We start from the raw sequence: 25,893 nt of genomic DNA, 5'->3' as shown, positions 1-25,893 counted from the left end.
CGTGGATTCGGTTTAAAAGTCAGGTAAGGGCTATGAATATATCGGCGAGCGCATTTCCTGCTATGGCCTTTGCACCATTGCTTGAAATGTCGGCGCATAGCACCGACCTACAATAGCTTAGGGCTCTAGATGAAGATCTATCGGTGTCTTGCTGTGCTCGCCACCTATTTCTCTTACCAGCTTGGGCACTAAAAAGCCGGGTAGGGCGCTGAGCATTTGCGCCATCAGCGCCTTAGCTTCGGCATCGCTAACTTCAAAATGGGCGGCGCCTTGCACCTTGTCGAGCTGATGCAGGTAATAAGGAAGAATACCGGCCTCGAATAAACGTTCGCTGAGCGTAACCTGCGCCTCGATCTTGTCATTCACTTCTTTTAGCAGCACAGCCTGATTTAACTGGGTCACGCCAGCGGCTTTAAGCTGAGTGCAGGCCTTAGCAAAATGCTCGTCTATTTCATTGCCGTGATTAATATGGTGCACAAAGACTACCTGCAAGCGGGTGTTGGCGAATGTCTCGCACAACTCCTCGGTGATACGGGCGGGAATGGTCACCGGTAAACGGGAGTGAATGCGCAGGCGCCTAATATTGGGCAAGGCCTCTAATTGCGCGACAAACCAGGCGATATGCTCGTCCTTGGCCATTAATGGGTCGCCGCCGCTTAGGATGACTTCATTCACTTCATCATGAGCGGCGATATACGCTAGCTTTTCCTCCAAAGCGGAGCGATTAAGCTGATTATCTGCGTAGGGAAAATGGCGACGAAAACAATAGCGGCAATTAATGGCGCAGGCAGATTTAAATACCAAGAGTACCCGGGAGCGATATTTATGCAGTAAACCGGGTTGTGTATTGTCCTGCTCTTCAAGTGGATCTGTGCTGTAGCCGGGGGCCTGTTGAAACTCTTGTCGGCGCGGTAAAACCTGTAATAACAATGGGTCACGGGGATCGCCCTTTTGCATTTTGGCAATAAAGGGGCGTGGCACGCGCAGGTTAAACAGGCTTCTTGCCTCGTTGTCGGGAAGAAAGTCCGCTTCGGGTAATTCGAGTAATGAGAGTAGCTCTTCTGGGCGAGTAACCACCTCGGCCAATTCTTTTTGCCAGTTTTTATGCAAATTTACTTCGATTCTTTGTATCATTGACAGGTTAATTACTCGAGAAATTGTATTAGAGGACAAGATGGCGAATTATAGCACCAACGAGTTCAAGGGTGGCCTTAAATTTATGATGGACGGCGAGCCTTGCAGCATCCTTGAAAATGAGGTTGTTAAGCCTGGTAAAGGTCAAGCGTTTAACCGTGTAAAGGTACGTAAGCTGATCTCTGGTAAGGTTTTAGAAAAAACCTTTAAATCAGGTGAGACGGTTGAAGGGGCCGATGTAATGGATACCGATCTGGCATATCTGTACACCGACGGTGAATTCTGGCACTTCATGAACAACGAAACCTTTGAGCAGATCGCCGCAGACGAAAAAGCGGTTGGCGACAACGTGAAATGGTTAGTTGAAAACGACTCATGCACCATCACCCTATGGAACGGTAACCCGATTGCTGTGACTCCACCTAACTTTGTTGAGCTGGAAGTAACTGAAACGGATCCGGGCCTAAAAGGTGACACAGCCGGTACCGGTGGCAAGCCTGCAACCCTTAACACGGGTGCGGTAGTTCGCGTTCCTTTGTTCATCCAAATCGGTGAAGTGATCAAGGTTGATACGCGCTCTGGCGAATACGTAAGCCGTGTAAAATAAACGCTTTTAGCGTTACAATCCCTTCGGGACAAGCCCTTCGGGATAAGCCCAGCCCGGCTAGCCGCGCTGGGATTTTTTATGTCTCAGTTTTGCAAAGTGAGGAAAGAACGAATGAGTCAGCAAGATGTTTTATGGCAACCGAGTGCGAGTATTGAAACGCTGAGGCAGCGCGCCGCTATTTTACGGGCCATTCGCGAATTTTTTTTTGAGCGTCAGGTGTTGGAGGTGGACACGCCATCTTTGTCCCAGGCGAGCGTGACCGATGAGCATTTGCAAGGCTTTGCCACCGAATTTGTCGGCCAGGGCTACGCCCAAGGTTTACCCCTGTATCTGCAAACCTCGCCGGAATACGCCATGAAGCGTCTACTAGCGGCGGGTAGCGGCGCAATCTACCAAATTTGCAAGGCGTTTCGTAACGAAGAAAATGGTCGCCACCATAACCCCGAATTTACCATGCTCGAGTGGTATCGCCCAGGGTTTGATGAGTTTGCACTGATGGATGAAATCGACGAGCTGATGCAACTGGTGCTCGATACCGAGCGCGCCGAGCGTATCAGTTATCAGCAGGCGTTTCTTCAGGTGCTGGCCATAGATCCTTTGACCATTACCCTGGAAGAGCTAAAACAGGTGGCCACTGCACAGGGCTTTGGAAACATTGCCGCTACGGAGCGCGATGCAGATACTTTGCTGCAGTTACTTTTCTGTATGGTGATTGAGCCGCAGATAGGGCAAGAGCGCCCCTGTTTTGTGTATCACTTTCCTGCATCCCAAGCCGCACTGGCGCGGCTTAATGAACAAGACCCGCGCGTTGCCGGTCGCTTCGAGCTGTATTATCAGAATCTGGAGCTGGCCAACGGCTTTAATGAATTAACCGATGCCAGCGAACAGCGACAGCGTTTTGAAAAGGATAACAAAAAACGCCTGGAGCGCGGCTTGAAGCAAGTGGATATGGATGAGCATCTGCTGGGTGCACTAGAAGCTGGCTTACCAGCCTGTGCCGGCGTGGCATTAGGAATAGATCGCCTGGTGATGCTGGCGTGTAACAAGCAGCATATCAAGGAAGTGGTAAGTTTCGATGTTGATCGAGCTTAGTCGCTATAGAGTATGGGTGTCGACCGGGTGGTCGGCATTTTTTAAATGCAGTTTGGCTTCGAATAGAGCTTCAACTTAGAAGGTATCTACTTAGGTAATCAAATGGAGATTTAAAAAATAAGGGGGAGATGGGGCGACTGACGAGACTTGAACTCGCGACAACCGGAATCACAATCCAGGGCTCTACCAACTGAGCTACAGCCGCCATAAAGAAGTTGCACACCTCTCGATGTGTGGCGCGCATGATACATAGTTTAATTGAGGTTGTGAAGAGTAAATTGGCGAGTTTTTTCCGTTTGCTGTAAATTTAACCACTAAAGGTACGTAACTAGATAAAAAATAGGCAAAAAGCACCACTTGCTTTTATTATTAGGTGAGCCGCAGCAATGTTGGGTTGCGGTTTATGAGAAAGTTTTGAGATAATTACGGATTAGGTACAACGAAGTTGTTTAATTTCATCGTTGTATCAAACAAAAAGCGGATGATAGGAGCGCTAATGGAAACTGTAACTAACTGGATCTCTGAAAACTCGGATCTACTAATACACTATGCGGTACAATTTGTACTTGCACTCGTTGTCTTCTTTGTTGGTATGCGCATTGCTAAATGGTGTAGCAACTTAACTCAAAAAGCATTTGCAAAGCGTAATGTCGATAAGGCTGTAGGTTCATTCTGCGGTAGCATTATTTATGCGCTGGTTTTTGTTGGTACCATACTGATGGCTTTGTCTCAGGTTGGTATTGAAACAACATCCTTTATCGCTATTTTAGGTGCCGCTGGCTTAGCGGTTGGTTTAGCGCTACAAGGCTCGCTATCAAACTTCGCTTCAGGCGTGCTTATTATCATCCTTCGTCCTTTCAAATCAGGCGACTATATCGAAGCGGGTGGTAAAGCCGGTTCGGTACGCAAGATTGAAATCTTCTCAACTGAGCTAAATACACCAGATAACAAAATCATCGTAATGCCTAACTCAGCCATTATGTCTGGCCCTATCGTGAATTATTCTCGCGAACAGACTCGTCGAATCGACTTGGTAATTGGTGTAAGCTACGACGCGGATCTGAAAAAAGCGAAAAGCGTATTAAAGTCGGTACTTGATGCCGAGAGCCGTATTTTGAAAGACCCAGCCTACACAGTGGCTGTGAGCGAGTTGGCCGATTCAAGCGTTAACTTCGTTGTTCGTCCTTGGGTGAACACAGCAGATTACTGGCCAACGTATTTCGATCTAATGGAAAATATTAAGATTGAACTAGACGCTAATGATGTTGGCATTCCATACCCACAAATGGATGTGCACTTACATAAAACTGGCGAATAATCAGGGGAATATCGCTAACATGAAATTGAAGTACCTATCTCTATTAGTTGCAGCTTGTGCTGCAACTAATGTTGTTGCAGAAGAGAAAAAAACCTGGGAAGCAAACGCCGAACTAGGTGCCATTATCACCAGTGGTAACACCGAAACAACGACCTTTAAAGGCGCGCTAACCGTTAAACACAATTTAGAAAAGTGGAATAACGAGTACAAATTAAGCGGCCTGTACAAAGAAGATGAAGTTGAGCAGGACGATGGCACTAAAATTACCGAGCGCACCAATGAAAAGTACTTTGGTTCTGCACAGGGTAATTACAAATTAAACGAGAAGAATGCGCACTTATTCATCTATGGCTCATATCTGAGCGATTACTTTGGTGCCTATCGTGAGGAAGCTGTGATTTCGGGCGGTTATGGTTTACGCCTAATCGACAATGAAACCATGGTATTAAATGCCGAATTTGGTCCTGGTTATAAGTATTTTAGATACCCGGATGACAGCACCGAAGTTGATGACAACGGTCAGTCGCTTGCCGATGAATGGGAAGGTGAAGTGATCGCCCTAGCTAAAGCTGATTACACCTGGCAGATCTCTGAAGGTGCTAAGTTTACTCAGCTGCTGGCGGTGGAATATGGTGATACCAACACCAAAACCCGCTCTGAAACTGCATTGTTAACCAAAATCAATGGTTCGTTACAAATGAAGGTTGGTTTCAATGTCGTTCACAACTCTGATGTTGCTGATGACAAAGATAATACCGATACAGAAACGGCATTGACCTTAGTTTATAACTTCTAAGTTCACAAAAAACCCACGTTAAAATTGCTTTTTACGCATTTTTTTCGTGGGTTTTGTCGTGTATGATATGGCATCTTTTTGGAGTCAAACATGCAGGGAAAAATGTTTAAGACCTACCTCGGCGCCTTTTCCGCCATTTTTATACTGTTTTACACAACTATAACTCAAGCGCTTACTCCTTCACCTGCGCAAATTGAGCAGTTTAAAAAACTACCTCGCGCGCAACAAGAGGCTTTAGCACGGCAATACGGTGTTGATCTTGACACAATAATTGGCGGTTCTTCAAACGCGAGTGCAAACAACCAAGAAGATGAAAGCACCATTGGCGAGCGTAGGCTTAATGCTGAAAATGCTGAGCCACAAACACCAGAAGAAAAGTTTAAACCAAAGCAAGAAGAGCTAAAACCATTTGGCTATGACATCTTCGCCGGTGAACCAACCAGCTTTATGCCGAGCGAGAGTGCGCCAGTTCCCGATGACTACATAGTGCGACCTGGCGACCAAGTACAAATTTCCCTGTATGGTAAAGAGTCGGCAACGGTGGATGCGAGTATCGACCGCTCTGGCCGTTTAAGCATTCCTAAGCTGGCTCCGGTGCATGTGGCCGGCATGACCTTTAAAGAATTAAAGTCCCTGGTTAGCGAAAAAGTTAGCAATGAGATGATCGGCGTAAAAGCTTTCGTCTCACTTGGTCAACTGCGCAGCATTCGTGTATTGGTGGTGGGTGAGGCCTATAAACCTGGCAGTTACACCTTGTCTTCACTAAGCACTGTAACTCACGCGCTGTTTGCCAGCGGTGGTGTAAGCGATATTGCCTCACTGCGTAATATCGAGATTAAGCGCGGTGGTAAGGTTGTTAATCGTTTCGATCTGTATGACCTGCTTATTAAAGGCGATAGCAGCAACGACATCATCTTAAAGCCCGGTGATGTGGTATTTATTCCACCGGTTGGTGCTCAGGTTAGCGTTGCTGGTGCAGTAAAGCGTCCGGCCATTTTCGAGCTGAAAAAAGGCGAAAGTACTGCCGATTTACTAGCTATGGCGGGTGGCTTAAAGGCCAATGCCTACAGTGAGAAAGTGACGGTAGAGCGCGCTGGCCAAGGCGACTATAAAAAAGTATTATCTTTCGATTTTTCCAAAGGTAACTCGGGTTACATCCCTCAAGATGGTGATGTGGTACAGATTGATGAAAGTAGCTCAGCTTATAATAACGCTGTAACCTTGGTAGGTGCGGTAACGCGCCCGGGTGATTATTCCTGGCATAAGGGTAAGCGAGTTGCTGATATGGTTGAGTCTGTGCGCGGCGCCCTGCTACCTCAGGCCGATTTAACCTATGCACTGCTACTGCGCGAAGTGGATGTATACGGCAATATCGAGGTGCATCAGTTTAACTTAGCCGAGGCGATCGCCGGCAACAGTGCGCATAACTTGTCGCTACAGCCGCGGGATAAGGTGATGGTGTTTAGCCGCTTTGAGTCAAAAAAAGCAGAGCAAAACGCCCTAAAACAGCTGGCGCTTACCGAAGCCGAGCAAGAACTACAACAAAAAGTAAAACTATGGCATCTGTTTGAACAGCGCCAGTTTGAAAAGCACGTTGGTGCGCCTCGCCAGAGCGCTATTCTTGAGGAAGAAGTTGCTAGCGATAGCCTGAGTCGAGTTATTGTCGAGAAACAAGACGGTGATAAGGGAGATTACGCCACCTTTAGCCGTAAGCAACTGTTAGCAAAAGTTGTCAATCAGTTGCAAATGCAAGCCGGAGCCGGCGAGCGCATTAAGCTGGTTGAAGCAAGCGGCAACGTACGCTTCCCTGGCGTCTATCCTCTTGCAAATAATATGACCATAGCGCAGCTGGTTATCGCCAGTGGTGGTTTAACCGAATCCGCCTATTTAGAGCAAGCGGAGATTACTCGCTCTGAGAGCGGCACAAACACTGATGTGCAGCATATTGCCTTCAACCTGCAAGATGCACTGAGCGGTAATACCGAAAGCCTGCCTCTACTGAAAAGTAAAGATACCCTTAATGTGTTGACCATTCCTAATTGGCAGGAAAATATCAAGGTGACCTTGCATGGTGAGGTCACATTCCCGGGCCAATATACCATTCGCCGCGGTGAAACTATCAAAGATGTGATTCAGCGCGCCGGTGGTTTTTCAAGTTATGCGGCACTTAATGCGGCTATTTTTACTCGTGTATCGATTAAAGCCCAAGAACAAAAGCAACTCCAACGCTTGACCAATGAATTGCGTAGGGACTTGGCTTCAAAGAGCTTCGAACAATCAATGGGTAGCAATAACCTCTCGTATGATGAAATGAACAGGTTAATTGCAGATCTATCATCAATGCCAACGATAGGTCGTTTAGTTATAGATTTGGGTGAAATTTTGGCCGATGAGCAAGAGCTGGTACTTCAAAATGGCGATGCCCTCTATGTGCCTTCTAAGCGCGATTCGGTAAGTGTGATTGGTGAAGTTAACTATGCAACTTCTCACCTTTACAGTAATAAGACCGACTTAGATGAATATATTCGCCGTAGTGGTGGCACCAAGGCGCGAGCTGATGAAGATCGTATTTATGTGATTAAGGCCGATGGCTCGGTATATGTGCCACAAAATAAGGGCTGGTTTGCGGTAAATACAGGGCATCAAATCGAGCCTGGCGATACCATAGTCGTGCCCATGGATACCGCGCATATGGACAACCTCACGCTATGGAGCACGGCTACGCAGATCTTCTATCAGATCGGTGTAGGTTTAGCTGCTATTCGTGGCCTTTAAGGAATAGCACTTATGAATAATCAAAATATCCAGGTGCAACAAGCTGCCATTGCTGATGATGAGATAGATTTAAAAGAGCTGTTTTTAGCTCTTTGGCAAGGTAAATGGATCATTATTGGCACAACCCTAATTGCGGCTGTTGTTGCCGTGGTGTATGCGTTAAGCCTGCCCAACATCTATAAAAGTGAGGCATTATTAGCTCCCGCTGAAGATGGCCAAAGTGGTGGTTTATCGGCGTTAGCAGGTCAATTCGGCGGCCTGGCCTCTTTTGCCGGTGTAAACCTTGGAAGTGGCACCGCCGATAAAACCACAATTGCCTTAGAGCTCTTAAAAAGTCGCTCTTTTATTGGCGAGTTTGTTACAAAGCATGAGTTGAAGCCGCTGATTATGGCAGCCAATGGCTGGGATCAAGCCAATAACAAAGTCTTATTTGATCCAGAAATCTATGATGTTGAAAATTATGTGTGGTTGCGTGAAGTTGAAGCCTCCAAAAGGCCAGAGCCATCTTTGCTAGAAGTTCATGAAAAGTTCACTAATGAGTTTTTGTCAGTATCACAAGATAAAGAGACTGGGTTGGTTAAAATAGGTGTCAAGCATTATTCACCAACAGTCGCCAAGGAGCTGACTGACAAATTAATCGCCCAAATTAATAGTACTATGCGTTCGAATGATATATCGGATGCTGAGAAAAGCATTGATTACCTAACTAGTGCGTTGAATGAAACTTCAGTCGCAGACATGCAAAAAGTTTTTTATCAACTTATCGAGCAGCAGCAGCAAACAAAAATGTTAGCAAGTGTGAGAGATGAATATTCATTGAAGACTATTGACCCAGCTGTGGTCGCGGAGAGAAAAAATGGTCCTAAGCGAGCATTAATATGTATTTTTGCGGCGCTGTTGGGAAGCATGTTATCCACCATATTCATTTTGATTAGAAGCCAGTATACAAAGAGTAAAAAGTAATGGATTTAAACAACAGTAAAATTGCAGTTTTAGGGTTAGGATATGTAGGACTACCACTGGCTGTAGAATTTAGCAAGAAATACGATGTGTTGGGCTTTGACATTAACGAGGGGCGCGTATCTGAATTGAAAGCAGGGACTGACTCCACTTTGGAAGTAAGTGACACCGAGTTAGCGGCGGCAGAAAACTTGGTTTTTTCTTGTGACAAAGAAGCGCTTAAAATTTGCAATGTCTATATTGTTACTGTGCCCACTCCAATTGACGACTATAAACAGCCAGATTTAACGCCATTAGTTAAGGCGAGCGAAATGCTGGGCACTGTTATCAGTAAAGGTGACGTTATAATTTATGAGTCAACTGTATACCCAGGTGCTACAGAGGAGGATTGCATTCCTGTTGTTGAGCGGGTGTCGGGCCTTACTTTCAATAAAGACTTTTTTGCGGGATACTCCCCAGAGCGTATCAATCCGGGTGATAAAGAACACCGTGTAACCAATATCTTAAAAGTAACTTCTGGTTCAACACCTGAGGTAGCTGATTTTGTTGATAACTTATACTCATCGATAATTACTGCTGGTACACATAAGGCATCTAGCATAAAAGTGGCTGAAGCTGCGAAAGTGATTGAAAATACTCAGCGTGACGTGAACATAGCCCTGATTAACGAGCTCTCAATTATCTTCAATAAGCTAGGTATAGATACCTTGGAGGTTTTAGAAGCTGCAGGCACTAAATGGAATTTCCTACCCTTCCGCCCAGGTCTAGTTGGTGGGCACTGTATCGGCGTAGATCCATACTACCTTACGCACAAAGCCCAGGCGGTTGGCTATCACCCAGAAATGATCTTAGCTGGACGACGCCTAAACGATGGGATGGGCCAATACGTGGTATCGCAGTTGGTAAAAAGAATGGTCAAGGAACGCATTCATGTTGAAGGCGCAAATGTGCTGGTTATGGGGCTGACATTTAAAGAAAACTGCCCAGACCTTCGAAATACCAAAGTTGTAGACATTGTTGGAGAGCTAAAAGAATACAACATTAATGTGGATATTGTTGACCCTTGGTGTTCGAACGAAGAGTCGATGCATGAGTATGGTTTGGAAATTAAAAAGCAAGCCGAAAGCGCAAAATATGATGCGATTATTTTAGCTGTTGGACACAATGAATTCAAAGAGCTAGGTGCAGATGCAATACGTTCGTTTGGTAAAGAAAAGCACGTGTTGTATGACCTAAAGTATGTGTTAGACAAGTCAAGCGTTGATATGCGTTTATAACTGGCACATTAATTACATTTAATTTAGGTCTGAAAAATTATGACTCGCTTTACACAAATTTGTGAAAAATTGAAAGGTGAACCGAAAACTTGGCTTGTTACCGGTGTTGCAGGTTTCATTGGTTCGAACTTATTGGAAGCTTTATTAAAACTAGACCAAAGGGTAGTTGGTTTAGATAACTTTGCTACGGGCCATCAACACAACCTTAATGAAGTCCAATCTTTGGTGTCGCAAGAGCAGTGGACTCGCTTTAAGTTTGTTGAAGGAGACATCCGAGAGTTTGATACGTGCCAAGAGGTTATTCGCGGAGTAGATTATGTGCTTCACCAGGCCGCTTTGGGCTCAGTGCCTCGTTCAATCGCGGATCCCATTACATCAAATGCAGCGAATGTAACCGGCTTTTTGAATATGCTCCATGCGGCGAAGGAAGAAGGTGTCGCTAGTTTTACTTATGCCGCGAGTAGTTCTACATACGGTGATCACCCTGCGTTACCTAAGGTAGAGGAAAATATAGGTAATCCTCTTTCGCCTTATGCAGTGACCAAATATGTTAATGAGCTGTATGCGAGTGTGTATGCTAGAACGTATGGATTTAAATCTATCGGTTTACGCTACTTTAATGTGTTTGGTAAGCGTCAAGACCCTAACGGCGCTTATGCGGCTGTCATCCCCAAATGGACGGCTGCGATGATCCAAGATGAAGACTTATTCATAAACGGTGACGGTGAAACTTCGCGAGACTTCTGTTACATAGCGAATACGGTGCAAATGAATATTTTAGCGGCTACAGCCACTGATGATGCAAAAAATGAAGTTTATAATGTTGCTGTTGGTGATAGAACAACATTAAATGATTTACACAAAGCAATAGGGAATGCTTTATCAGATAATGGTATTGAAGTTAATAAGCAACCAATATATCGCGATTTTAGAGCTGGAGATGTTCGTCACTCTCAGGCTGATATAAGCAAGGCTGAAAACAAGCTGGGTTATGCTCCTAGTTATAGAATTGCCGAGGGTATAGAAGAAGCAATGCCTTGGTATATCGTTTTTCTTAGGAGTTAATATGAAGATCTTAGTTACTGGCGGCGCAGGCTTCATAGGGTCAGCTGTTATTCGCCATATAATCAACAATACCCAAGACTCAGTTGTAAATGTTGATAAGCTAACATATGCAGGTAACCTTGAATCACTTGCAAGTATTGAAGACTCATCTCGTTATGCATTTGAGCAAGTGGATATCTGTGATGCGCTTGAACTTGCTCGTGTTTTTGAAATGTATAAGCCAGATGCCGTGATGCATTTAGCAGCTGAATCCCATGTTGACCGCTCAATTGATGGACCCTCAGAGTTTATTCAAACTAATATCATCGGCACTTATACTATTTTAGAGGTGGCTCGCACCTATTGGATAGCGCTTGATGAGCAAGCAAAAGCTTCTTTTCGGTTTCATCATATATCTACGGACGAGGTATATGGAGATCTTGAAGGTACGAGTGACCTTTTTATCGAAGAGACTCCTTATTCTCCAAGTTCTCCCTATTCAGCCTCTAAAGCTTCAAGCGACCATTTGGTTCGAGCATGGAAAAGGACTTATGGATTCCCTACAATTGTCACAAATTGTTCCAATAACTATGGGCCATATCACTTTCCTGAAAAACTAGTTCCGCACATGATTTTAAACGCTTTAGAAGGTAAAGCATTACCGATTTATGGGAATGGACAGCAAATTCGGGACTGGCTTTTCGTAGAAGACCATGCCAAAGCGCTACATCTTGTGGTGACAAAAGGAGAGGTTGGAGAGACCTACAATATTGGTGGTCATAATGAGAAAGCTAATATAGAAGTTGTGAAAATAATATGTGCTCTACTCGAAGAGCTTGTACCTTCTAAGCCGAACTGTGTTGATAAATATGCGGATCTTATAACTTTTGTAAAGGATAGACCTGGTCACGATGTTCGTTATGCTATTGATGCTAGCAAAATTGAACGTGAACTTGGTTGGACCCCGGATGAAAGCTTTGAATCTGGGATTCGGAAAACGGTTCAATGGTACCTAGAAAACGAAGGATGGTGGCAGCGAGTTCTAGATGGTAGCTACAATCTTGAGAGAATTGGTGGGAAAGTATAATGAAAGGAATTATTCTGGCGGGAGGCTCAGGAACACGCCTTTACCCTATTACTATGGGAGTCTCCAAGCAGCTTCTACCTGTCTATGACAAACCGATGATCTACTATCCGCTTTCTGTGTTGATGTTAGCAGGCATCCGCGAAATCCTAATTATAACTACACCAGAAGACAGTGATTCATTTAAAAGGTTGTTAGGTGATGGCTCCCAGTTTGGTATTAGTCTTGATTACACTGTTCAACCTAGCCCAGATGGTTTAGCTCAAGCGTTCATAATCGGTGAAGAGTTTATCGGTGATGACGATGTTTGCCTGGTGTTGGGAGATAATATTTTTTATGGTCAAGGCTTCTCTCCTAAATTAAAACATGCTGTTGAAAATGCAAAACAAGGTAATGGTGCTACCGTTTTCGGTTATCAAGTTAAAGACCCTGAACGCTTTGGCGTTGTAGAGTTTGATAATGAGCAAAAAGCGATCTCCATAGAGGAAAAACCGACTGCACCAAAGTCAAACTATGCTGTGACAGGCCTTTACTTTTACGATAACTCAGTAATTGGAAAAGCAAAACAGGTAAAACCTTCTGAACGTGGCGAGTTGGAAATAACTTGCCTCAACGAGATGTATTTGCGGGAATCATCGCTGAATGTTGAAATGTTAGGTAGAGGATTTGCTTGGTTGGATACCGGAACTCACGAGAGCCTCTTGGAAGCTGCACAATTTGTTGAGACAGTTGAGAAGCGTCAAGGTTTCAAAATAGCCTGTCTAGAGGAAATTGCACACAATAACGGTTGGCTCTCAGAGGAAAAATTAAAAGACGCGTCTCAATTAATGAGTAAAAATGGTTACGGACAGTATTTGAAAGGTCTTTTGGTACAAAAATGACAATAGCTCTCAATAATCCACTCTCTCCTGATTTGACTATATTAACTGAATATTTAAAGAAGGTTAATGAAAGTGGGTGGTACACTAACTTCGGACCACTTCACCAAGAATTGACTACAAGATTAGAGAGTTTGCTTGGCGTTGAAAATTTACTATTAGTATCAAACGGAACACTCGCAATACAAGTTGCTTGTAAGGTGTTAGGTATTAATAAAGCCATCACAACTCCTTTTAGCTTTGTAGCTACATCCAGCTCTTTATTGTGGCAAGGAATCGATATTTCATATTGCGATATTGACCCTCACAGTTTTAATTTGTGTGCATCCAATGTGAAAGAGCAGTTACTACGCGACAATGACGTTGATGGGATTGTCGCGACCCATGTCTATGGGAATCCATGTGATGTTCAAGCTTTCGAAAACTTAAGCCGTGAATGCGGTGTTAAGGTCGTTTATGATGCGGCGCATGCATTTGGGGTGGATTGCTTAGGACAGTCTGTGCTGAACTATGGCGATGCAAGTACGCTTAGCTTCCATGCTACGAAGGTATTTCACACTGTAGAAGGCGGAGCGATCGTCTTCAAACGAAAAGAAGACTATTTAAAAGCCAAGCAGTTAATTAATTTTGGTATTGGAAGTGATGGTAAACTCGGTGAGCCCGGAATAAATGCGAAATTGAACGAGTATCAATGTGCCGTTGGATTGACTCTTTTAGATCAAATTGAAAATGTATTAGATAAGCGTAAGATGCTTTTTGAAACTTACATTGGGCATTTAAACCAGGTCGTAAAATTACCATTATGGCATGAAAATTCATCATTCAATGGATCATATATGCCGGTTGTATTCGAAAGCTCAAAGCTTAAAGACCATGTGAAAAAAGCGCTAGCTGAACAAGAGATCCAAAGTCGTGATTATTTCTCACCTTCATTAGATGAGTGTTTTGGAGATGATCAAGTTATGTCAATTTCTAAATCACTAGCTCAAAGAGTACTTTGTCTTCCACTTCATTATTATATGAGCGTTAGTGATGTTGAAAATGTTGTTTCTGTAATTTCTAAGGTGTGTCAAGGAAAATGAAAAATGTTTTAGTTATTTCAGATAATTACGAGCTTGTTTCTTGTATACAAGAAACTGTTAGCCGTTTAAGCATTGATGCTCATTTTGAGTACAAATATAGCGCAATTAATAAAAAACCAGCACAACTTGACTCTCTCAGGATGAGTTCTGTTAACGTAAAAGATGAAAAAGTAATAAACAAGATCATTAGTTCTTTTGATCTAGTAATCTCGGCACATTGTAAGCAGATATTCCCGAAAAAATTGGTGGAATCTGTCCGTTGTGTAAATATCCATCCAGGACTAAACCCCCATAATAGAGGTTGGTATCCTCAGGTTTTTTCAATTATCAACAAACAGCCAGTTGGTTGTACCATTCATGAAATAGATGAGGATATTGATCATGGGAAAGTCATCTACCAAAAAGAAGTTGATATATACCAGTCTGATGATAGTCAAAGTGTATATAATCGTGTTCAACAGGCTGAAAAAGAGCTAATTGGTAAATACCTTAATCAGCTCGTTGAGGGTGACTATTCTTCAAGTCCTATGAGTGATGAAGGTAATTATAACAGCATCGATGATTTCAAAATGCTGTGCGAGCTGGATTTAAATAGAGAGGGGACTTTGGGTGAGCACATAGACTTACTTAGGGCCTTAACCCATGGTGAATATAAAAATGCTTTTTTTAAAAGTAAGGCTGGGGAAAAGATATACGTAAGTATATGTTTGGAAAATGGATTTTTTTGATGGCAAATTTAAGAGGTAATATTATTGCCAATTATATGAGCCAAGCGTATGTGGCTGTTATCGGGATTTTTTTTATCCCATTTTACATTGATTTTTTAGGCGCTGAAGCTTATGGGATAATAGGCTTTTTTGCTATGCTTCAGGCGTGGTTTGCTATACTGGATATGGGGCTGACACCAACAATTGCACGAGAGACTGCAAGGTATAGGGCTGGTGCAATCGCCCCTCATAATTTCTACTCTCTTTTTAGATTCCTCAGAGTCTTGTTTTATGGTATCGCAGTTATTGGCTATGTTTTTTTGAGCATGGGTACAAATTGGATTGCAGAGCATTGGCTGACACAAAACTCACTTTCGCAAGAGGACTTATCATTCTCTTTGGCTTTAATGGCGTTGCTGGTCCCTCTTAGATGGGTTACTGGGCTTTATCGTGGTTTAGTGATGGGGGCTGAAAAGCTTGTTTGGCTGGGGGCGTTTAATGCACTAGTTGCAACTTCTAAATTTGCTGGTGTCCTTTTAAGCATGTTCTTGTTCGGCTTCACTTTAAAGGTTTTCTTTATACATCAACTAATTGTGTCTCTTGTTGAAAATGCGACTTTAATGTTTAAATCCAATTCGATATTGCCCAAGCGCTTGAATTTACGAAGGGGGGTTAGTTGGTCGATAAAGCCAATCAAGCCACTGCTTAGATTTTCGATTACTATAGGTTTTACATCGTCAGTGTGGGTATTTGTCACCCAAACGGATAAGCTTATTCTTTCTGGGATTTTGCCTCTTAATGAATACGGCTATTTTACACTAGCTGTTCTCTTAGCTAATGGAATTATTATAGTCACCAATCCGATTAGCCAGGCAATTCTTCCCAGACTAACAAAGCTTTTCGCCGAAGGAAACAAGGAAAGCTTTATTGGGCTTTATCGCTCTTCAACCCAATTAGTTGCAATCATAGGTGGAGCTATTTCAATTACTATGGCAGTTTCCTCATATGAGTTAATATTGGCTTGGACTGGAAGCGAAGAGTTGGCAAATCATGCTTCGCCAATTTTAGGATTGTACGCAATAGGTAATCTTTTTTTGAGCATTGCGTCTTTTTCTTATTATTTACAGTATGCCAAAGGGGTATTGAAATATCACTTGATCGGCAGTATCGCAATTGTCTTGATTCTAATTCCTGCGATTTATATTTTCACAACAAAATACGGTAGCGTGGGTGCAGGTGTGGTGTGGCTGACGACGAACCTTGCTTTTTTAATGTTGTGGGTCGCATTCATACATAAAAAGCTTGAGCCAAACCTACATGTAAAGTGGGTTTTTAATGATGTTTTAAGAATTATAGTTCCGACGTTATTGTTGGCTTTTTTAGTGGATTACTTGTTGAGTTTTTTGTTTATTGATGGGCGCATTTTTCTAATGGTGAAGGTTTTTTTAATGTTCTCTTTCGTTTTGTTTTCTTCAGTAGCTTTGTCGAGTGAGTTCAGTTTGAATTTTTTTCTAAGAAGAAAAAGGTTTGTTCTTAATGTTTAGTAAATTCAAGGTTAGTGTTTGTGTTGTTACATATAATCAGCAGGATTTCATATCAGATTGCTTGGTAAGTATTTTAGAGCAGGATGTTGACTTTGATTTTGAAATTATAGTTAGTGATGATATGTCAACTGATGGGACAAGAGATATTATCAAATCATTTGCTAAAGATTACAACAATATTAGACCGGTACTCCGAGAGTCAAACTTGGGACCCCTTAAAAATTTTGTTATGACTCATGACTTAGCAGAAGGAGAATATGTTTGCCATATTGACGGCGATGATGTGATGTTGCCTAACAAGCTAAAAAGTCAGGTCAGAATTCTTGATAAGTTCGCTGATATTTCTCTCGTGGCTCATCCTGTAAGGGTAATTGGGCAAGAGTTATTGATTGGTGCCTCAAAAAACTATCCAAAAGTTGGAACGATTGACGATTTGCTAATGTTTGGACCTTACTTTGTTAATTCAAGTACGATGTATAGGAATGGTTCGCTTAATAATAATTGTGAGATGGAGGTCGTCGATTTTAATAGGTTTATTGAGCTAAGTGCTGTCGGAAAAATTTACCTTTGCGACGACGTTTTAGGTATGTACAGAATACATGAAGCTGGAATATCAAAGGATAGTAGGTTTTTTGAGCAAATCCAGAGTTGCTATGATAGAGCCTATGATAGAGCCAAAGAGCTCGGTGCCGACGTAGATACCGTTGAACGGGCTAAGCTGTTGAGAAATAAGAAGTTGGCTATATCTTTTTTATTGAAATCTGACTTTGATTCATTTCGATTTTATATAAAAAAGAATTACAAAAATAAGTATGCAAGCGCTACCCATTTCTTGTTGGCGCAATTGAGTGAAAATAATCGAGTTCTTAAATTTATCAGGCAGGTTCATAGGTTTTTAAGATGATTTTTAGTTTAATAAAGCAAATAGTTAGACATGTCAATGTAAGAGTTAACCCTGCAGGATACCTGGAAGGGTTAGGCGTAAAAGTTGGTAAACGCTGCAGATTTTATTCATTACACCCAGGGGCGTTCGGTTCAGAGCCTTATTTAGTTGAGATAGGTGATGACGTCACTATTACTGCCGGAGTTCGTATAATCACACATGACGGTAGCACCTTCTTATTTAGACAAAAACACCCGAAGATTGATGTAATGGGTCCTGTGACTATAGGGAATAACACTTTTATTGGAATGAACTCTATAATTATGCCGGGAGTTAAAATAGGAGATAATTGTATAGTCGGTGCTATGTCGGTGGTCACGCGCTCAGTTCCAAGTGGGAGTGTCATAGCAGGAAATCCAGCAAAAGTTATAACCACTACTCAAGACTTTGAAAATAAGCTGCTAGAAAGGAGTTCTGAAACCGGTCATTTGGGGGAAGAGGAGAAGAAGACGATGCTCCTCAACATGAATACTGTGACAGACTCTTCCGGCAGAAAATGGAAATGCAAGCCTTAAAATAGCTTGAATTTAATAGATAATTATAATAATGAATCTACTATCAGCGTTGCCCCTCAAGGTTTTGTGGGTTTTCCTTTTTATCAATGCGATATCTTTCAATTTTTTCCCGAGTTTTACCACGAATCGCTTAGCTTTTCTGGCTCTAACTATTTTTTTTATACTTAGATATCGCTTTGTTTTTAAGCAAAAAGAGATTTTATTGTTGTTCTTTTTGCTTTCTCTTGCTTGTTACTCCATGGTTGTTTCTGTTTTAAACATTGGAGATACCACTCAGTTTAGCAGGTTGTTTCATTTCGCTTTGTTCTCTATTTTAGCGCCATTGATGCTTTTTAGGATGCTTAATAACGAATATGAGTTCCATTTGGCTGTTGTATTCGCAACTATTGCTCAAATTTTTTTCGTTTTTCTTACTTATACAAGTAGGAGCTTTAATGACGTACTTTTTTCAGTTGTACTCGCTAATAATAATTTTGGTGAAAGTTTAGGAAGAGCTCCTGGGCTATCAAGTTCTGGCGGGGCTACCTTGTCAGTCATTATTTCACTAGGAGCTTTTTCTATAGTTCGATTGGCAAAGTTTGGCATGAGTTCTTGGCATCTTCCCGTGCTTATTCTTATCTGCTTTTCTAATATTATTGTGGGTCGCACGGGCTTGATATTATCACTTTTTGCTCTAATGATGTTTTTTACTCGTTCGCGAGTTAATATGCGATCAATGCTTATGTTTTTATTATTAGCATTCGTTTTTTGGTTATTTATTGCTGATTTTTTGATTCAAAACGAACAATTTTTACAATATACATTGAAGTGGGCACTTTCTGGTTTGTCTGGAGATGGTACGGCTTCGGCCTTGTTAGCAATGGGATTGCCCAAAATGAGTATCTCACAATTGCTTCTTGGTACTGGTTCTGTAGTACTGCCAACTGGATTAAATGCTTCGGGTAGCGATATTGGATATGTCCAATCTATCTTCTCTCTTGGGTTGATAATCTCTTGTTTATTCTACTCTTTACTTTTTTGTTTCCTTTCATCTTATGCTAAAGGATGTAATGACGAAAAGTTCGCCTTTTTTATTATATTTTTGACTTTCTTTATTGAGGTAAAAGAGCCTTTTATTTTTAAATATTTTTATGTTTTTTATGTTTTTATGTCGCTATTACTTTTGAAGCGAGAGAGGGTATGATGAAAGGTAATGTTTTGCTCATAACTCCAACGGCGACTTTGTCAGGTGCTGAATCTACAGTAAAAAAAGTTGCGTTAGAGCTGAAGCGGCAAGGGCTAAAAGTTCATATTGTCGTTTTGTCCAAAGGTGATAATGGTCTATGGGCTGAGTTTGATGGTGAGGAAATGTTTTTTTTAAATTCCTCCCGAGAAGCTTTAGGCTTTTTAAAGAGTATTTTTTTGTTAATTTGGTGGAGAATTAGTGGAAAACGATTTCGCTACAGTTTTACTTCACATATTCATTGTAATGCCTTTGTAGGGTTGGCTCGAATGGTAAAGTTATTGCAGTGTAATGAGTCAGTATATAGAGAGTCGACAATTCCATTTGATTGGTATAAAGGCGCTAGGTTGTTTTCCTTTAAGGTGATGTATAAGTTTTATAATCACCCAAAAGTTCTTGTTTGCCAGACCAATGAAATGAAAGAGGAGTTAATACGGAATTGTGCCAAACCTCCCTGCGGTAAATATCAATGTAGTTCCTAACTGTATAGATAAAAACAGTCTGAAGAGAGGGTTGCTAGAGTTTAGTTTTAGCCCTTCTGGCGATGAGATTGTAGCTGTGGGTCGCTTGGTAAAAGAAAAGGATTTTGGCAATTTAATAACAGCTTTTTCCGAGTTGGTAAAGGTACACAGCAATCTAACTTTGAGATTGATTGGTGACGGACCCGAAAAACTATATTTAGAGGGGCTTGTATCTCAGCTCGAGCTCGGTGACAAAGTAATATTTCACGGTTTCAGTCCAAATCCCATACCTTATATGAAAGGCGCATGTGCGTGTGTTGTTTCTTCCAAAATAGAAGGATTTCCTAACACTTTACTCGAAATGATGGCTGTAGGGAGGCGAGTTGTTTCAACTGAGTGTGCTGATGGCATTCGGTCTTTGCCGGGGGTAGTTACGTGTAAAACTGAATCTAGTGACGAGTTGTGTGCGGCTATCCTTTGTTCTTTGAAACAAAGTAAGCGTGATTTTCTAAGTAGTGTAAGGGCTATGAGAAAGTATACCAATAGTATTGACGCGGAAGCTTATGTAAAGGAGTTGTTTTTTGATGAAAAATAAAATTTTAAAATATTTTTCTTTGCTGCTTTATTACTCTTTTTTTAAACATTTACCATCAAATTCTATGTGTTCTTTTTGTGTTAAAATGAGGTGTTTAATTTTAAGGTATATATTCGCTAGTGTTGGATATAATGTCAATGTGGCTTCCGGAGTTAGGTTTGGTTTGGGAAGCAAAGTGCATATTGGAAATAATTCGGGTATAGGTGAAGACTCATATATTGTGGCAATGGATGAGGTTGTAATTGGTAACGATGTTATGATCGCTCCCCAAGTTATGATTCTTACCGGGGGGCATGAGTATCAGCGGCCGGACTTATTGCTCAGGGAGCAGAAAATAACTATAGCTCCAGTTGAAATTGGCAATGATTGTTGGATTGGAGCGCGTGCGGTTATTTTGCCTGGAGTGAAGATTTGTAGCAGAGTTGTCATTGCATCGGGAGCTGTGGTGACAAAAAGTATAGACTCGCCAGGTGTTTACGCTGGAGTCCCTGCGAGGCAAGTAAGAGAGCTTTGAATTAATGAAAATTTTCCACTTAATTACTAATTTTTCTGAGCTCGGCGGAGCTGAGTCAATGCTGATAAGGCTTCTCAATCAGGATTTAAATAGTGAAATAATCGTAATATCTTTAATGGGGGCTTCATCAAACCTAATCGATCGTCTACCGTCAAATGTCAGAGTTATTGCGTTAAATGTCAAAACTGCCGCGGGAATGTTAGTGGCTGTTTTAAAATTGCGTTCAATAATTCCTTCTTATTCAAATCTATATTGTTGGATGTATCACGCTAATGTAGTTGGCTCATTATTGAAGTGCGCTCATCTAGGTAGGCTAAATTTGATATGGGGGGTTCGTCACTCCCTAGATGACTTTGAAGGTGAAAGCTTTAGTACTCGATTAGCTATTCGCTTGGGGGGCCTTTTAAAATCCACCCCTGATAGCGTTGTCCACTGTTCTAAGCGTAGTCAAAAGCAGCATTTAGCTTTTGGTTATAACACAGCTCTTGGCTCTCACTATATTCCTAATGGTTATTTATTTGAACACTCAGAGGTTCGTACTTTTTCCAGTCAATCGATTGTAATTGGAGCTGCTGGGCGGTTTCACCCATCTAAGGATTACCTGAACTTATTTAGCGCTCTAGCACCTATAGTCAGTTCTAATGCCTCATTAACACTGAAGGTGTGTGGCCGAGGAATGTCACCAGACAATAGTGATCTGATAGGTATTTTAGAGCAAGCTAGGTTTCCTCTGAATAGAATTGATCTGTTAGGAGAGGTATCTGATATGAGTCAGTTTTATGGGATTATTGATTTGTTCCTCTTAAGCTCTAAAACAGAGGGGTTCCCAAATGTATTGGCTGAAGCTTCAGCCTATGGCTGTGCTGTCATTAGTACTGATGTCGGTGATGCAAAAGAAATTGTGGTAGATCACTCTTGGGTTGTTCCTGCTTGCTCTAGTGAAAAGCTTGAGCAAGCCGTAATGCGTTTTCTTAATTTAAGCGTAGAAGATAAATTGAATATCACAAAGCAACAAATGAATCATGTAAGAAACAACTATTCTATCGATAAAGTTGCTCAAAGTTATAACAGGTTGTTACGAGGTTAAGTATGTGTGGGTTTGCGGGTTTTATTTCTAAACATGAGAGTTATGGTGAACCTACTCTTTTAAAAATGCTTGATAGGATCTCCCATAGGGGTCCCGATGATTTTGGTGTGTGGTCCAGTATGACGGGAGTTTATTTAGGTCATCGTCGCCTTGCTATACATGACCTTTCAGGTGCAGGTCACCAACCCATGCATAGCAACTCAGGCCGCTATACAATAGTATTTAACGGTGAAATTTATAATTTTGAAGAACTAAGAGAGGTTTTACCATCAGTAAGCTGGAGAGGTCACTCAGACACAGAAGTTATGTTACATGCCATTGAAAAGTTGGGACTAAAAGAGGCTCTTAAGCAATTTAATGGCATGTTTGCTTTTGCTCTTTGGGATAACATCGAGCAATCCCTCACATTGGCTAGAGATCGATTTGGGGAAAAGCCATTATATTATGGGTATGTAAACGGTCAATTTGTATTCGCATCTGAACTAACATCTATTGAGTCGGGATTTGGAGATTACTTATCAGTTGACGCTAATGCGCTGAGCGAGCAAGCGTCCTTTTCCTATATCCCAGCTCCTTTGTCTATATATAATGAAATAAAAAAAATTGAGCCTGGTTGCTTTGTGAAGCTTCGCGGGCACTCGCTAAGTAAATCAATTTCTTATTGGAAAGTTGAGTCCGTCATAGCTGAATCTCGACAGGATCTGGTTACAGACGAAAAAGAAGCTGTAAATCTCTTAGATGAAGCATTAAAAAAGGCAGTGAAGTTGAGAATGGCTGCAGATGTTCCTTTAGGAGCTTTTTTATCGGGAGGGGTTGATTCCAGTACAGTTGTTGCGTTAATGCAGTCTCAGTCAGATAAACCTATCAATACATTTTCTATAGGCTTTAATGTGCCAGGCTACAACGAGGCTGAATTTGCAAAAGAAGTTGCTAATTATTTAGGTACGACACACCATGAGAGATATTTTTCTAGGGAGGACGTATTAGATATAGTGCCTACAATCGCCGGTATATTTGACGAACCTTTTTCAGACGCATCTCAAATACCAACATTACTTGTCAGTAGAATGGCCAAAGAAAAAGTGACGGTCGCACTTAGCGGTGATGGTGGGGATGAGTTGTTTAGCGGTTATAAACGTTACATTGCAACTGTCGATATGTGGTCAAAAATTTCTAAAATACCAGCAAAAAAAGGAATCTCAGCGCTCATAAAAAATACACCTACTTCTATACTTAATAAGTTATTTTTCTTTTTAAGCTCTAGAGCTGAAGAGTACGGGCGACAAGGTGCGGTTGGTCCGAAAATTAAAAACTTTGCTGGGTGGTTAGATGCATCGTCAATTACCGATTTTTATGAGGCATCGATTACGCATTGGAAATTGCATGACGACTTGTTCTTAGACGATTTTACCACAAGTGATAAATGTGCATATAAGAAAGACATAGAGATAGCTTTGGAGTTTGGGGAATTTATGTTGTATTTAGATACAATAAATTATTTACCAGGCGATATTCTTACCAAAGTTGATCGTACCGCCATGCATGTCAGTCTCGAGGGGCGTATCCCAATGCTTGATCACAATGTTTTTGAGTTAGCTTGGAGAATGCCATATAGCATGAAGCAAAAGGGCTCTATGGGTAAATGGCCTCTAAAACAAGTCATGTATAAATATTTGCCTCGAGAACTCATGGATAGGCCCAAAATGGGCTTTGGGGTACCAATACATGAGTGGCTTAAAGATGAACTGAAAGAGTGGGCTCAGGATCTTTTATCTTATGAACGGATAAAACGGCAGGGCATCTACAACCCAAGCGTGATTAATAAATCTCTTGAGAAACATATATCAAACGAAGAAAATAACTCTGCAAAGTTATGGGATGTTTTGATGGTTCAAGCTTGGTTTGATGCAGATAAATCTCGAGAGCGAAGAATTAAATGAAAATTTTCGTAATAGGGGTTCTCCCATCATCATTGACAAATTTTCGTGGTGATTTGTTGAAAGAGCTTTCTTCTAAGGTTGAGCACGTTTTTGCTTTATCTAGTGGAGCTACAGATGAGGAAGTTGTAAAAATAAGTTCATTAGGTTGTACAAGCTTAGATTACAGAGTATCTAGAAATGGCTTGGATCCAATAGAGGATTTAAAAACGCTGAAGGACTTGAAAAGTTTGCTTACGCAAATAGAGCCATTAAAGGTGCTTAGTTACACTATAAAGCCCATTATTTGGGGGGGGCTTGCTTCTAGAGGTAAAAATGTAGAGCATTATGCCATGGTAACCGGTTTGGGTTATGCATTCCAATCCGGAGGAGTGCTAAGAAACTCTTTGGCTATGTTAGTGAAGACCCTGTATAAAGCAGCTTTAAGGGACTCAAAAGCAGTTATTTTTCAAAATCCTGATAACATGAAAGTTTTCGTTGATTGCGGTATTGTGCCTCTGGAAAAGTGTCACCTTGTAAATGGTTCTGGAGTGAATTTAGACAAATTTACTCCCGTTTCTTTGCCTAACACCAACCATTTTTTACTTATTGCGAGGTTGTTGGGTGACAAAGGAATACGAGAGTATTATGAAGCGGCGAAAATCGTTAAAGATAAATATCCTCATGCTACGTTCACGTTGGTTGGTCCAGAAGATCCATCTCCTAACGGTATTCAACTAACTGAAGTTAATCAGTGGGTTATTGAAGGGGTTATTAATTATCGAGGTGCTTTATCTGATGTTCGGCCTTCAATAGCCGCTTCACGTTTTTTTGTCCTACCTTCGTATCATGAAGGAGTACCCCGCACAGTGCTTGAAGCAATGGCCATGCAAAGACCAATATTAACTACAGATGTTCCTGGTTGTCGCGAAACGGTAGTCAATGGTGAAAATGGTTGGTTGGTTGAAAAAGCTAATGCATGGCAATTGGCTGAAAAAATGATTTGGATGATTGAACACCCAAAGCAAATTGAAAAAATGGCAACTAAAAGTCTTGAACTAGTCAAAGAAAAGTTTGATGTACACAAAGTTAACGCCGAAATTATTAAAATAATGGGGTTGGTTCCGTGAAAAGAGTGTTTGATTTGACGCTAAGCTTTACTGTTCTTGTCGTTTTATTCCCAATTATTTTGATTGTAGCCGTACTCATCAGATTGAAATTAGGATCTCCAGTTTTATTTAAGCAGGATAGGCCGGGTCTTAATGGGACAATTTTCAGAATGATGAAGTTTCGCACTATGTTAGATGCCAAAGACAAATACGGTAACTTACTACCCGATGATCAGCGGATGACAAAGTTTGGAGCTTTTCTTCGTTCTACCAGCTTAGATGAATTACCCGGGTTACTAAATGTCTTAAAGGGAGATATGAGCTTGGTTGGTCCGCGTCCTCTTCTCGTTCAATATTTGCCTCTGTATAATGATGAGCAGGCTAGAAGACATAATGTGCGTCCGGGGATAACGGGTTGGGCCCAAGTGAATGGCCGCAATGCTATTGGTTGGGAAGATAAGTTCAAGTTAGATGTATGGTATGTGGATAATCATTCCATGTGGCTTGATATAAAAATTCTATTTTTAACTATTAAAAAGGTTTTTGTACGGGAAGGGATTAGCGCCAGTGACCATGTCACTATCGAGCCATTCAAAGGAAATAAACGTTGAAAAAAATCGCTCTTATTGGCGCCAGTGGTCATGGTGAAGTGGTTGCTGAAATAGCAGAGCTGAATAGTTATTCGGTTGTATTTTACGATGACGCTTATCCAGATGGTGGTAATTTAGGGCCCTGGGAAATAAGAGGCTCAGTTAAATCCTTAAATTCTAACTTGGATAATTTTGAGTCTGTATTTGTCTCTATCGGTAATAATAATATTCGAGAGCGTATTCAGCTAGATCTTCAAAAGAAAGGCTGTAAAATTGCAACTCTAATCCACCCAGCGGGAGTTGTTAGTCGCTATGCCACATTAAAGCCAGGGACAGTGGTTATGGCTAACGCTGTTATTAACCCCTTCGCTTCGTTGGGGGAAGGTTGTATCGTTAATACCTGTGCTGTTATTGAACACGATTGTGGAATTTCAGACTTTGCTCATATATCACCAAATGCATCTTTGGCCGGTGGAGTTGTTGTTGGAACCAAATCTTGGGTCGGCTTAGGGACATCTGTAAGGCAATTGATTAAAATAGGTGATAATACGGTAGTGGGCGCAGGAAGTGTTGTTGTGCGTGATCTTCCTTCTAACGTTATTGCTTATGGTGTCCCCGCCGTTATTAAAGATTAAAGGAAACT

25 protein-coding genes and 1 tRNA gene are annotated in these 25,893 nt (G+C 41.6%); 24 read left to right on the top strand and 2 right to left on the bottom strand.

Annotated elements, in window-relative coordinates:
• Nucleotides 1-117: 117 nt before the first annotated feature.
• Complete coding sequence (epmB, locus tag C2M24_RS04330; protein ID WP_105213425.1) at nucleotides 118-1,134, bottom strand: EF-P beta-lysylation protein EpmB; 1,017 nt, start codon at nucleotides 1,132-1,134, stop codon at nucleotides 118-120.
• Between the two features lie 40 nt (nucleotides 1,135-1,174).
• Between epmB and efp the strand changes: the two genes are divergently transcribed.
• On the top strand, nucleotides 1,175-1,741 hold the full coding sequence (efp, locus tag C2M24_RS04325) for an elongation factor P (RefSeq protein ID WP_105213424.1): 567 nt from the start codon (nucleotides 1,175-1,177) through the stop codon (nucleotides 1,739-1,741).
• A 111-nt stretch (nucleotides 1,742-1,852) separates the two neighbouring features.
• On the top strand, nucleotides 1,853-2,833 hold the full coding sequence (gene epmA / locus C2M24_RS04320; RefSeq protein WP_105213423.1) for an elongation factor P--(R)-beta-lysine ligase: 981 nt from the start codon (nucleotides 1,853-1,855) through the stop codon (nucleotides 2,831-2,833).
• 129 nt (nucleotides 2,834-2,962) lie between these two features.
• Here epmA and C2M24_RS04315 read toward each other — a convergent pair.
• Nucleotides 2,963-3,038: transfer RNA gene (locus C2M24_RS04315), tRNA-His, on the bottom strand.
• Between the two features lie 291 nt (nucleotides 3,039-3,329).
• On the opposite strand from C2M24_RS04315, the gene C2M24_RS04310 reads away from it, so the two are divergent.
• The 22 genes from C2M24_RS04310 (at nucleotide 3,330) to C2M24_RS04205 (ending at nucleotide 25,885) form a co-directional block, all read left to right on the top strand.
• Nucleotides 3,330-4,151 (top strand): mechanosensitive ion channel domain-containing protein, encoded by an 822-nt coding sequence (locus tag C2M24_RS04310; protein WP_105199395.1) that lies wholly within the window; start codon nucleotides 3,330-3,332, stop codon nucleotides 4,149-4,151.
• Nucleotides 4,152-4,170: 19 nt separating this feature from the next.
• On the top strand, nucleotides 4,171-4,947 hold the full coding sequence (locus C2M24_RS04305; protein WP_105199396.1) for a DUF481 domain-containing protein: 777 nt from the start codon (nucleotides 4,171-4,173) through the stop codon (nucleotides 4,945-4,947).
• A 102-nt stretch (nucleotides 4,948-5,049) separates the two neighbouring features.
• Entirely contained in the window at nucleotides 5,050-7,722 is a 2,673-nt protein-coding gene (locus tag C2M24_RS04300; protein ID WP_105213509.1) for an SLBB domain-containing protein, read from the top strand.
• A 12-nt stretch (nucleotides 7,723-7,734) separates the two neighbouring features.
• Complete coding sequence (locus C2M24_RS04295) at nucleotides 7,735-8,685, top strand: Wzz/FepE/Etk N-terminal domain-containing protein (RefSeq protein ID WP_105213422.1); 951 nt, start codon at nucleotides 7,735-7,737, stop codon at nucleotides 8,683-8,685.
• The gene (gene tviB / locus C2M24_RS04290) at nucleotides 8,685-9,959 is read left to right on the top strand and encodes a Vi polysaccharide biosynthesis UDP-N-acetylglucosamine C-6 dehydrogenase TviB (protein WP_105213421.1); all 1,275 of its coding nucleotides are present in this window, start codon (nucleotides 8,685-8,687) and stop codon (nucleotides 9,957-9,959) included. Before C2M24_RS04295 ends, tviB begins: the two co-directional genes overlap by 1 nt.
• Nucleotides 9,960-9,998: 39 nt before the next feature.
• Nucleotides 9,999-11,024: an NAD-dependent epimerase/dehydratase family protein gene (locus C2M24_RS04285; RefSeq protein WP_105213420.1), complete on the top strand. Its 1,026-nt coding sequence runs from the start codon at nucleotides 9,999-10,001 to the stop codon at nucleotides 11,022-11,024.
• A 1-nt stretch (nucleotide 11,025) separates the two neighbouring features.
• A complete protein-coding gene (rfbB, locus tag C2M24_RS04280; protein WP_105213419.1) occupies nucleotides 11,026-12,090 on the top strand; it encodes a dTDP-glucose 4,6-dehydratase in 1,065 nt (354 codons plus the stop codon).
• On the top strand, nucleotides 12,090-12,968 hold the full coding sequence (rfbA, locus tag C2M24_RS04275; RefSeq protein WP_105213418.1) for a glucose-1-phosphate thymidylyltransferase RfbA: 879 nt from the start codon (nucleotides 12,090-12,092) through the stop codon (nucleotides 12,966-12,968). The genes rfbB and rfbA overlap by 1 nt, the downstream gene beginning before the upstream one ends.
• Nucleotides 12,965-14,047, top strand: a complete 1,083-nt coding sequence (locus C2M24_RS04270) for a DegT/DnrJ/EryC1/StrS family aminotransferase (protein ID WP_105213417.1) — start codon at nucleotides 12,965-12,967, stop codon at nucleotides 14,045-14,047. The genes rfbA and C2M24_RS04270 overlap by 4 nt, the downstream gene beginning before the upstream one ends.
• Nucleotides 14,044-14,775: a dTDP-4-amino-4,6-dideoxyglucose formyltransferase gene (locus C2M24_RS04265; protein ID WP_105213416.1), complete on the top strand. Its 732-nt coding sequence runs from the start codon at nucleotides 14,044-14,046 to the stop codon at nucleotides 14,773-14,775. The genes C2M24_RS04270 and C2M24_RS04265 overlap by 4 nt, the downstream gene beginning before the upstream one ends.
• On the top strand, nucleotides 14,775-16,298 hold the full coding sequence (locus tag C2M24_RS04260) for an oligosaccharide flippase family protein (RefSeq protein ID WP_105213415.1): 1,524 nt from the start codon (nucleotides 14,775-14,777) through the stop codon (nucleotides 16,296-16,298). The genes C2M24_RS04265 and C2M24_RS04260 overlap by 1 nt, the downstream gene beginning before the upstream one ends.
• Nucleotides 16,291-17,202, top strand: coding sequence for a glycosyltransferase (locus C2M24_RS04255; protein WP_105213414.1), 912 nt, complete (start codon nucleotides 16,291-16,293; stop codon nucleotides 17,200-17,202). The genes C2M24_RS04260 and C2M24_RS04255 overlap by 8 nt, the downstream gene beginning before the upstream one ends.
• Nucleotides 17,199-17,756, top strand: coding sequence for an acyltransferase (locus C2M24_RS16270; RefSeq protein WP_105213413.1), 558 nt, complete (start codon nucleotides 17,199-17,201; stop codon nucleotides 17,754-17,756). Before C2M24_RS04255 ends, C2M24_RS16270 begins: the two co-directional genes overlap by 4 nt.
• Nucleotides 17,757-17,787: 31 nt before the next feature.
• Nucleotides 17,788-18,939: a hypothetical protein gene (locus C2M24_RS04245; RefSeq protein ID WP_105213412.1), complete on the top strand. Its 1,152-nt coding sequence runs from the start codon at nucleotides 17,788-17,790 to the stop codon at nucleotides 18,937-18,939.
• Nucleotides 18,936-19,460: a hypothetical protein gene (locus C2M24_RS04240; protein WP_105213411.1), complete on the top strand. Its 525-nt coding sequence runs from the start codon at nucleotides 18,936-18,938 to the stop codon at nucleotides 19,458-19,460. The genes C2M24_RS04245 and C2M24_RS04240 overlap by 4 nt, the downstream gene beginning before the upstream one ends.
• Before the next feature lie 31 nt (nucleotides 19,461-19,491).
• Nucleotides 19,492-20,034, top strand: coding sequence for a glycosyltransferase (locus C2M24_RS04235; protein WP_233999494.1), 543 nt, complete (start codon nucleotides 19,492-19,494; stop codon nucleotides 20,032-20,034).
• Nucleotides 20,024-20,548, top strand: coding sequence for an acyltransferase (locus C2M24_RS04230; RefSeq protein WP_105213409.1), 525 nt, complete (start codon nucleotides 20,024-20,026; stop codon nucleotides 20,546-20,548). Before C2M24_RS04235 ends, C2M24_RS04230 begins: the two co-directional genes overlap by 11 nt.
• Nucleotides 20,549-20,552: 4 nt before the next feature.
• Nucleotides 20,553-21,635 carry a glycosyltransferase gene (locus tag C2M24_RS04225; RefSeq protein ID WP_105213408.1) on the top strand — a complete coding sequence of 361 codons (1,083 nt, stop codon included), beginning with the start codon at nucleotides 20,553-20,555 and terminating at the stop codon, nucleotides 21,633-21,635.
• Nucleotides 21,636-21,637: 2 nt separating this feature from the next.
• Nucleotides 21,638-23,575 (top strand): asparagine synthase (glutamine-hydrolyzing), encoded by a 1,938-nt coding sequence (gene asnB / locus C2M24_RS04220; protein ID WP_105213407.1) that lies wholly within the window; start codon nucleotides 21,638-21,640, stop codon nucleotides 23,573-23,575.
• Entirely contained in the window at nucleotides 23,572-24,681 is a 1,110-nt protein-coding gene (locus C2M24_RS04215) for a glycosyltransferase family 4 protein (protein ID WP_105213406.1), read from the top strand. The genes asnB and C2M24_RS04215 overlap by 4 nt, the downstream gene beginning before the upstream one ends.
• A complete protein-coding gene (locus C2M24_RS04210) occupies nucleotides 24,678-25,271 on the top strand; it encodes a sugar transferase (protein ID WP_105213405.1) in 594 nt (197 codons plus the stop codon). Before C2M24_RS04215 ends, C2M24_RS04210 begins: the two co-directional genes overlap by 4 nt.
• Nucleotides 25,268-25,885, top strand: coding sequence for an acetyltransferase (locus tag C2M24_RS04205; RefSeq protein ID WP_105213404.1), 618 nt, complete (start codon nucleotides 25,268-25,270; stop codon nucleotides 25,883-25,885). The genes C2M24_RS04210 and C2M24_RS04205 overlap by 4 nt, the downstream gene beginning before the upstream one ends.
• Nucleotides 25,886-25,893 lie beyond the last annotated feature (8 nt).

This window comes from Pseudoalteromonas sp. T1lg22, assembly GCF_002964645.1.
GTDB lineage: Bacteria > Pseudomonadota > Gammaproteobacteria > Enterobacterales > Alteromonadaceae > Pseudoalteromonas.
The sequence above is the reverse complement of the archived record's forward strand: the minus strand, read 5'-3'. Positions and strand labels throughout refer to the sequence as shown.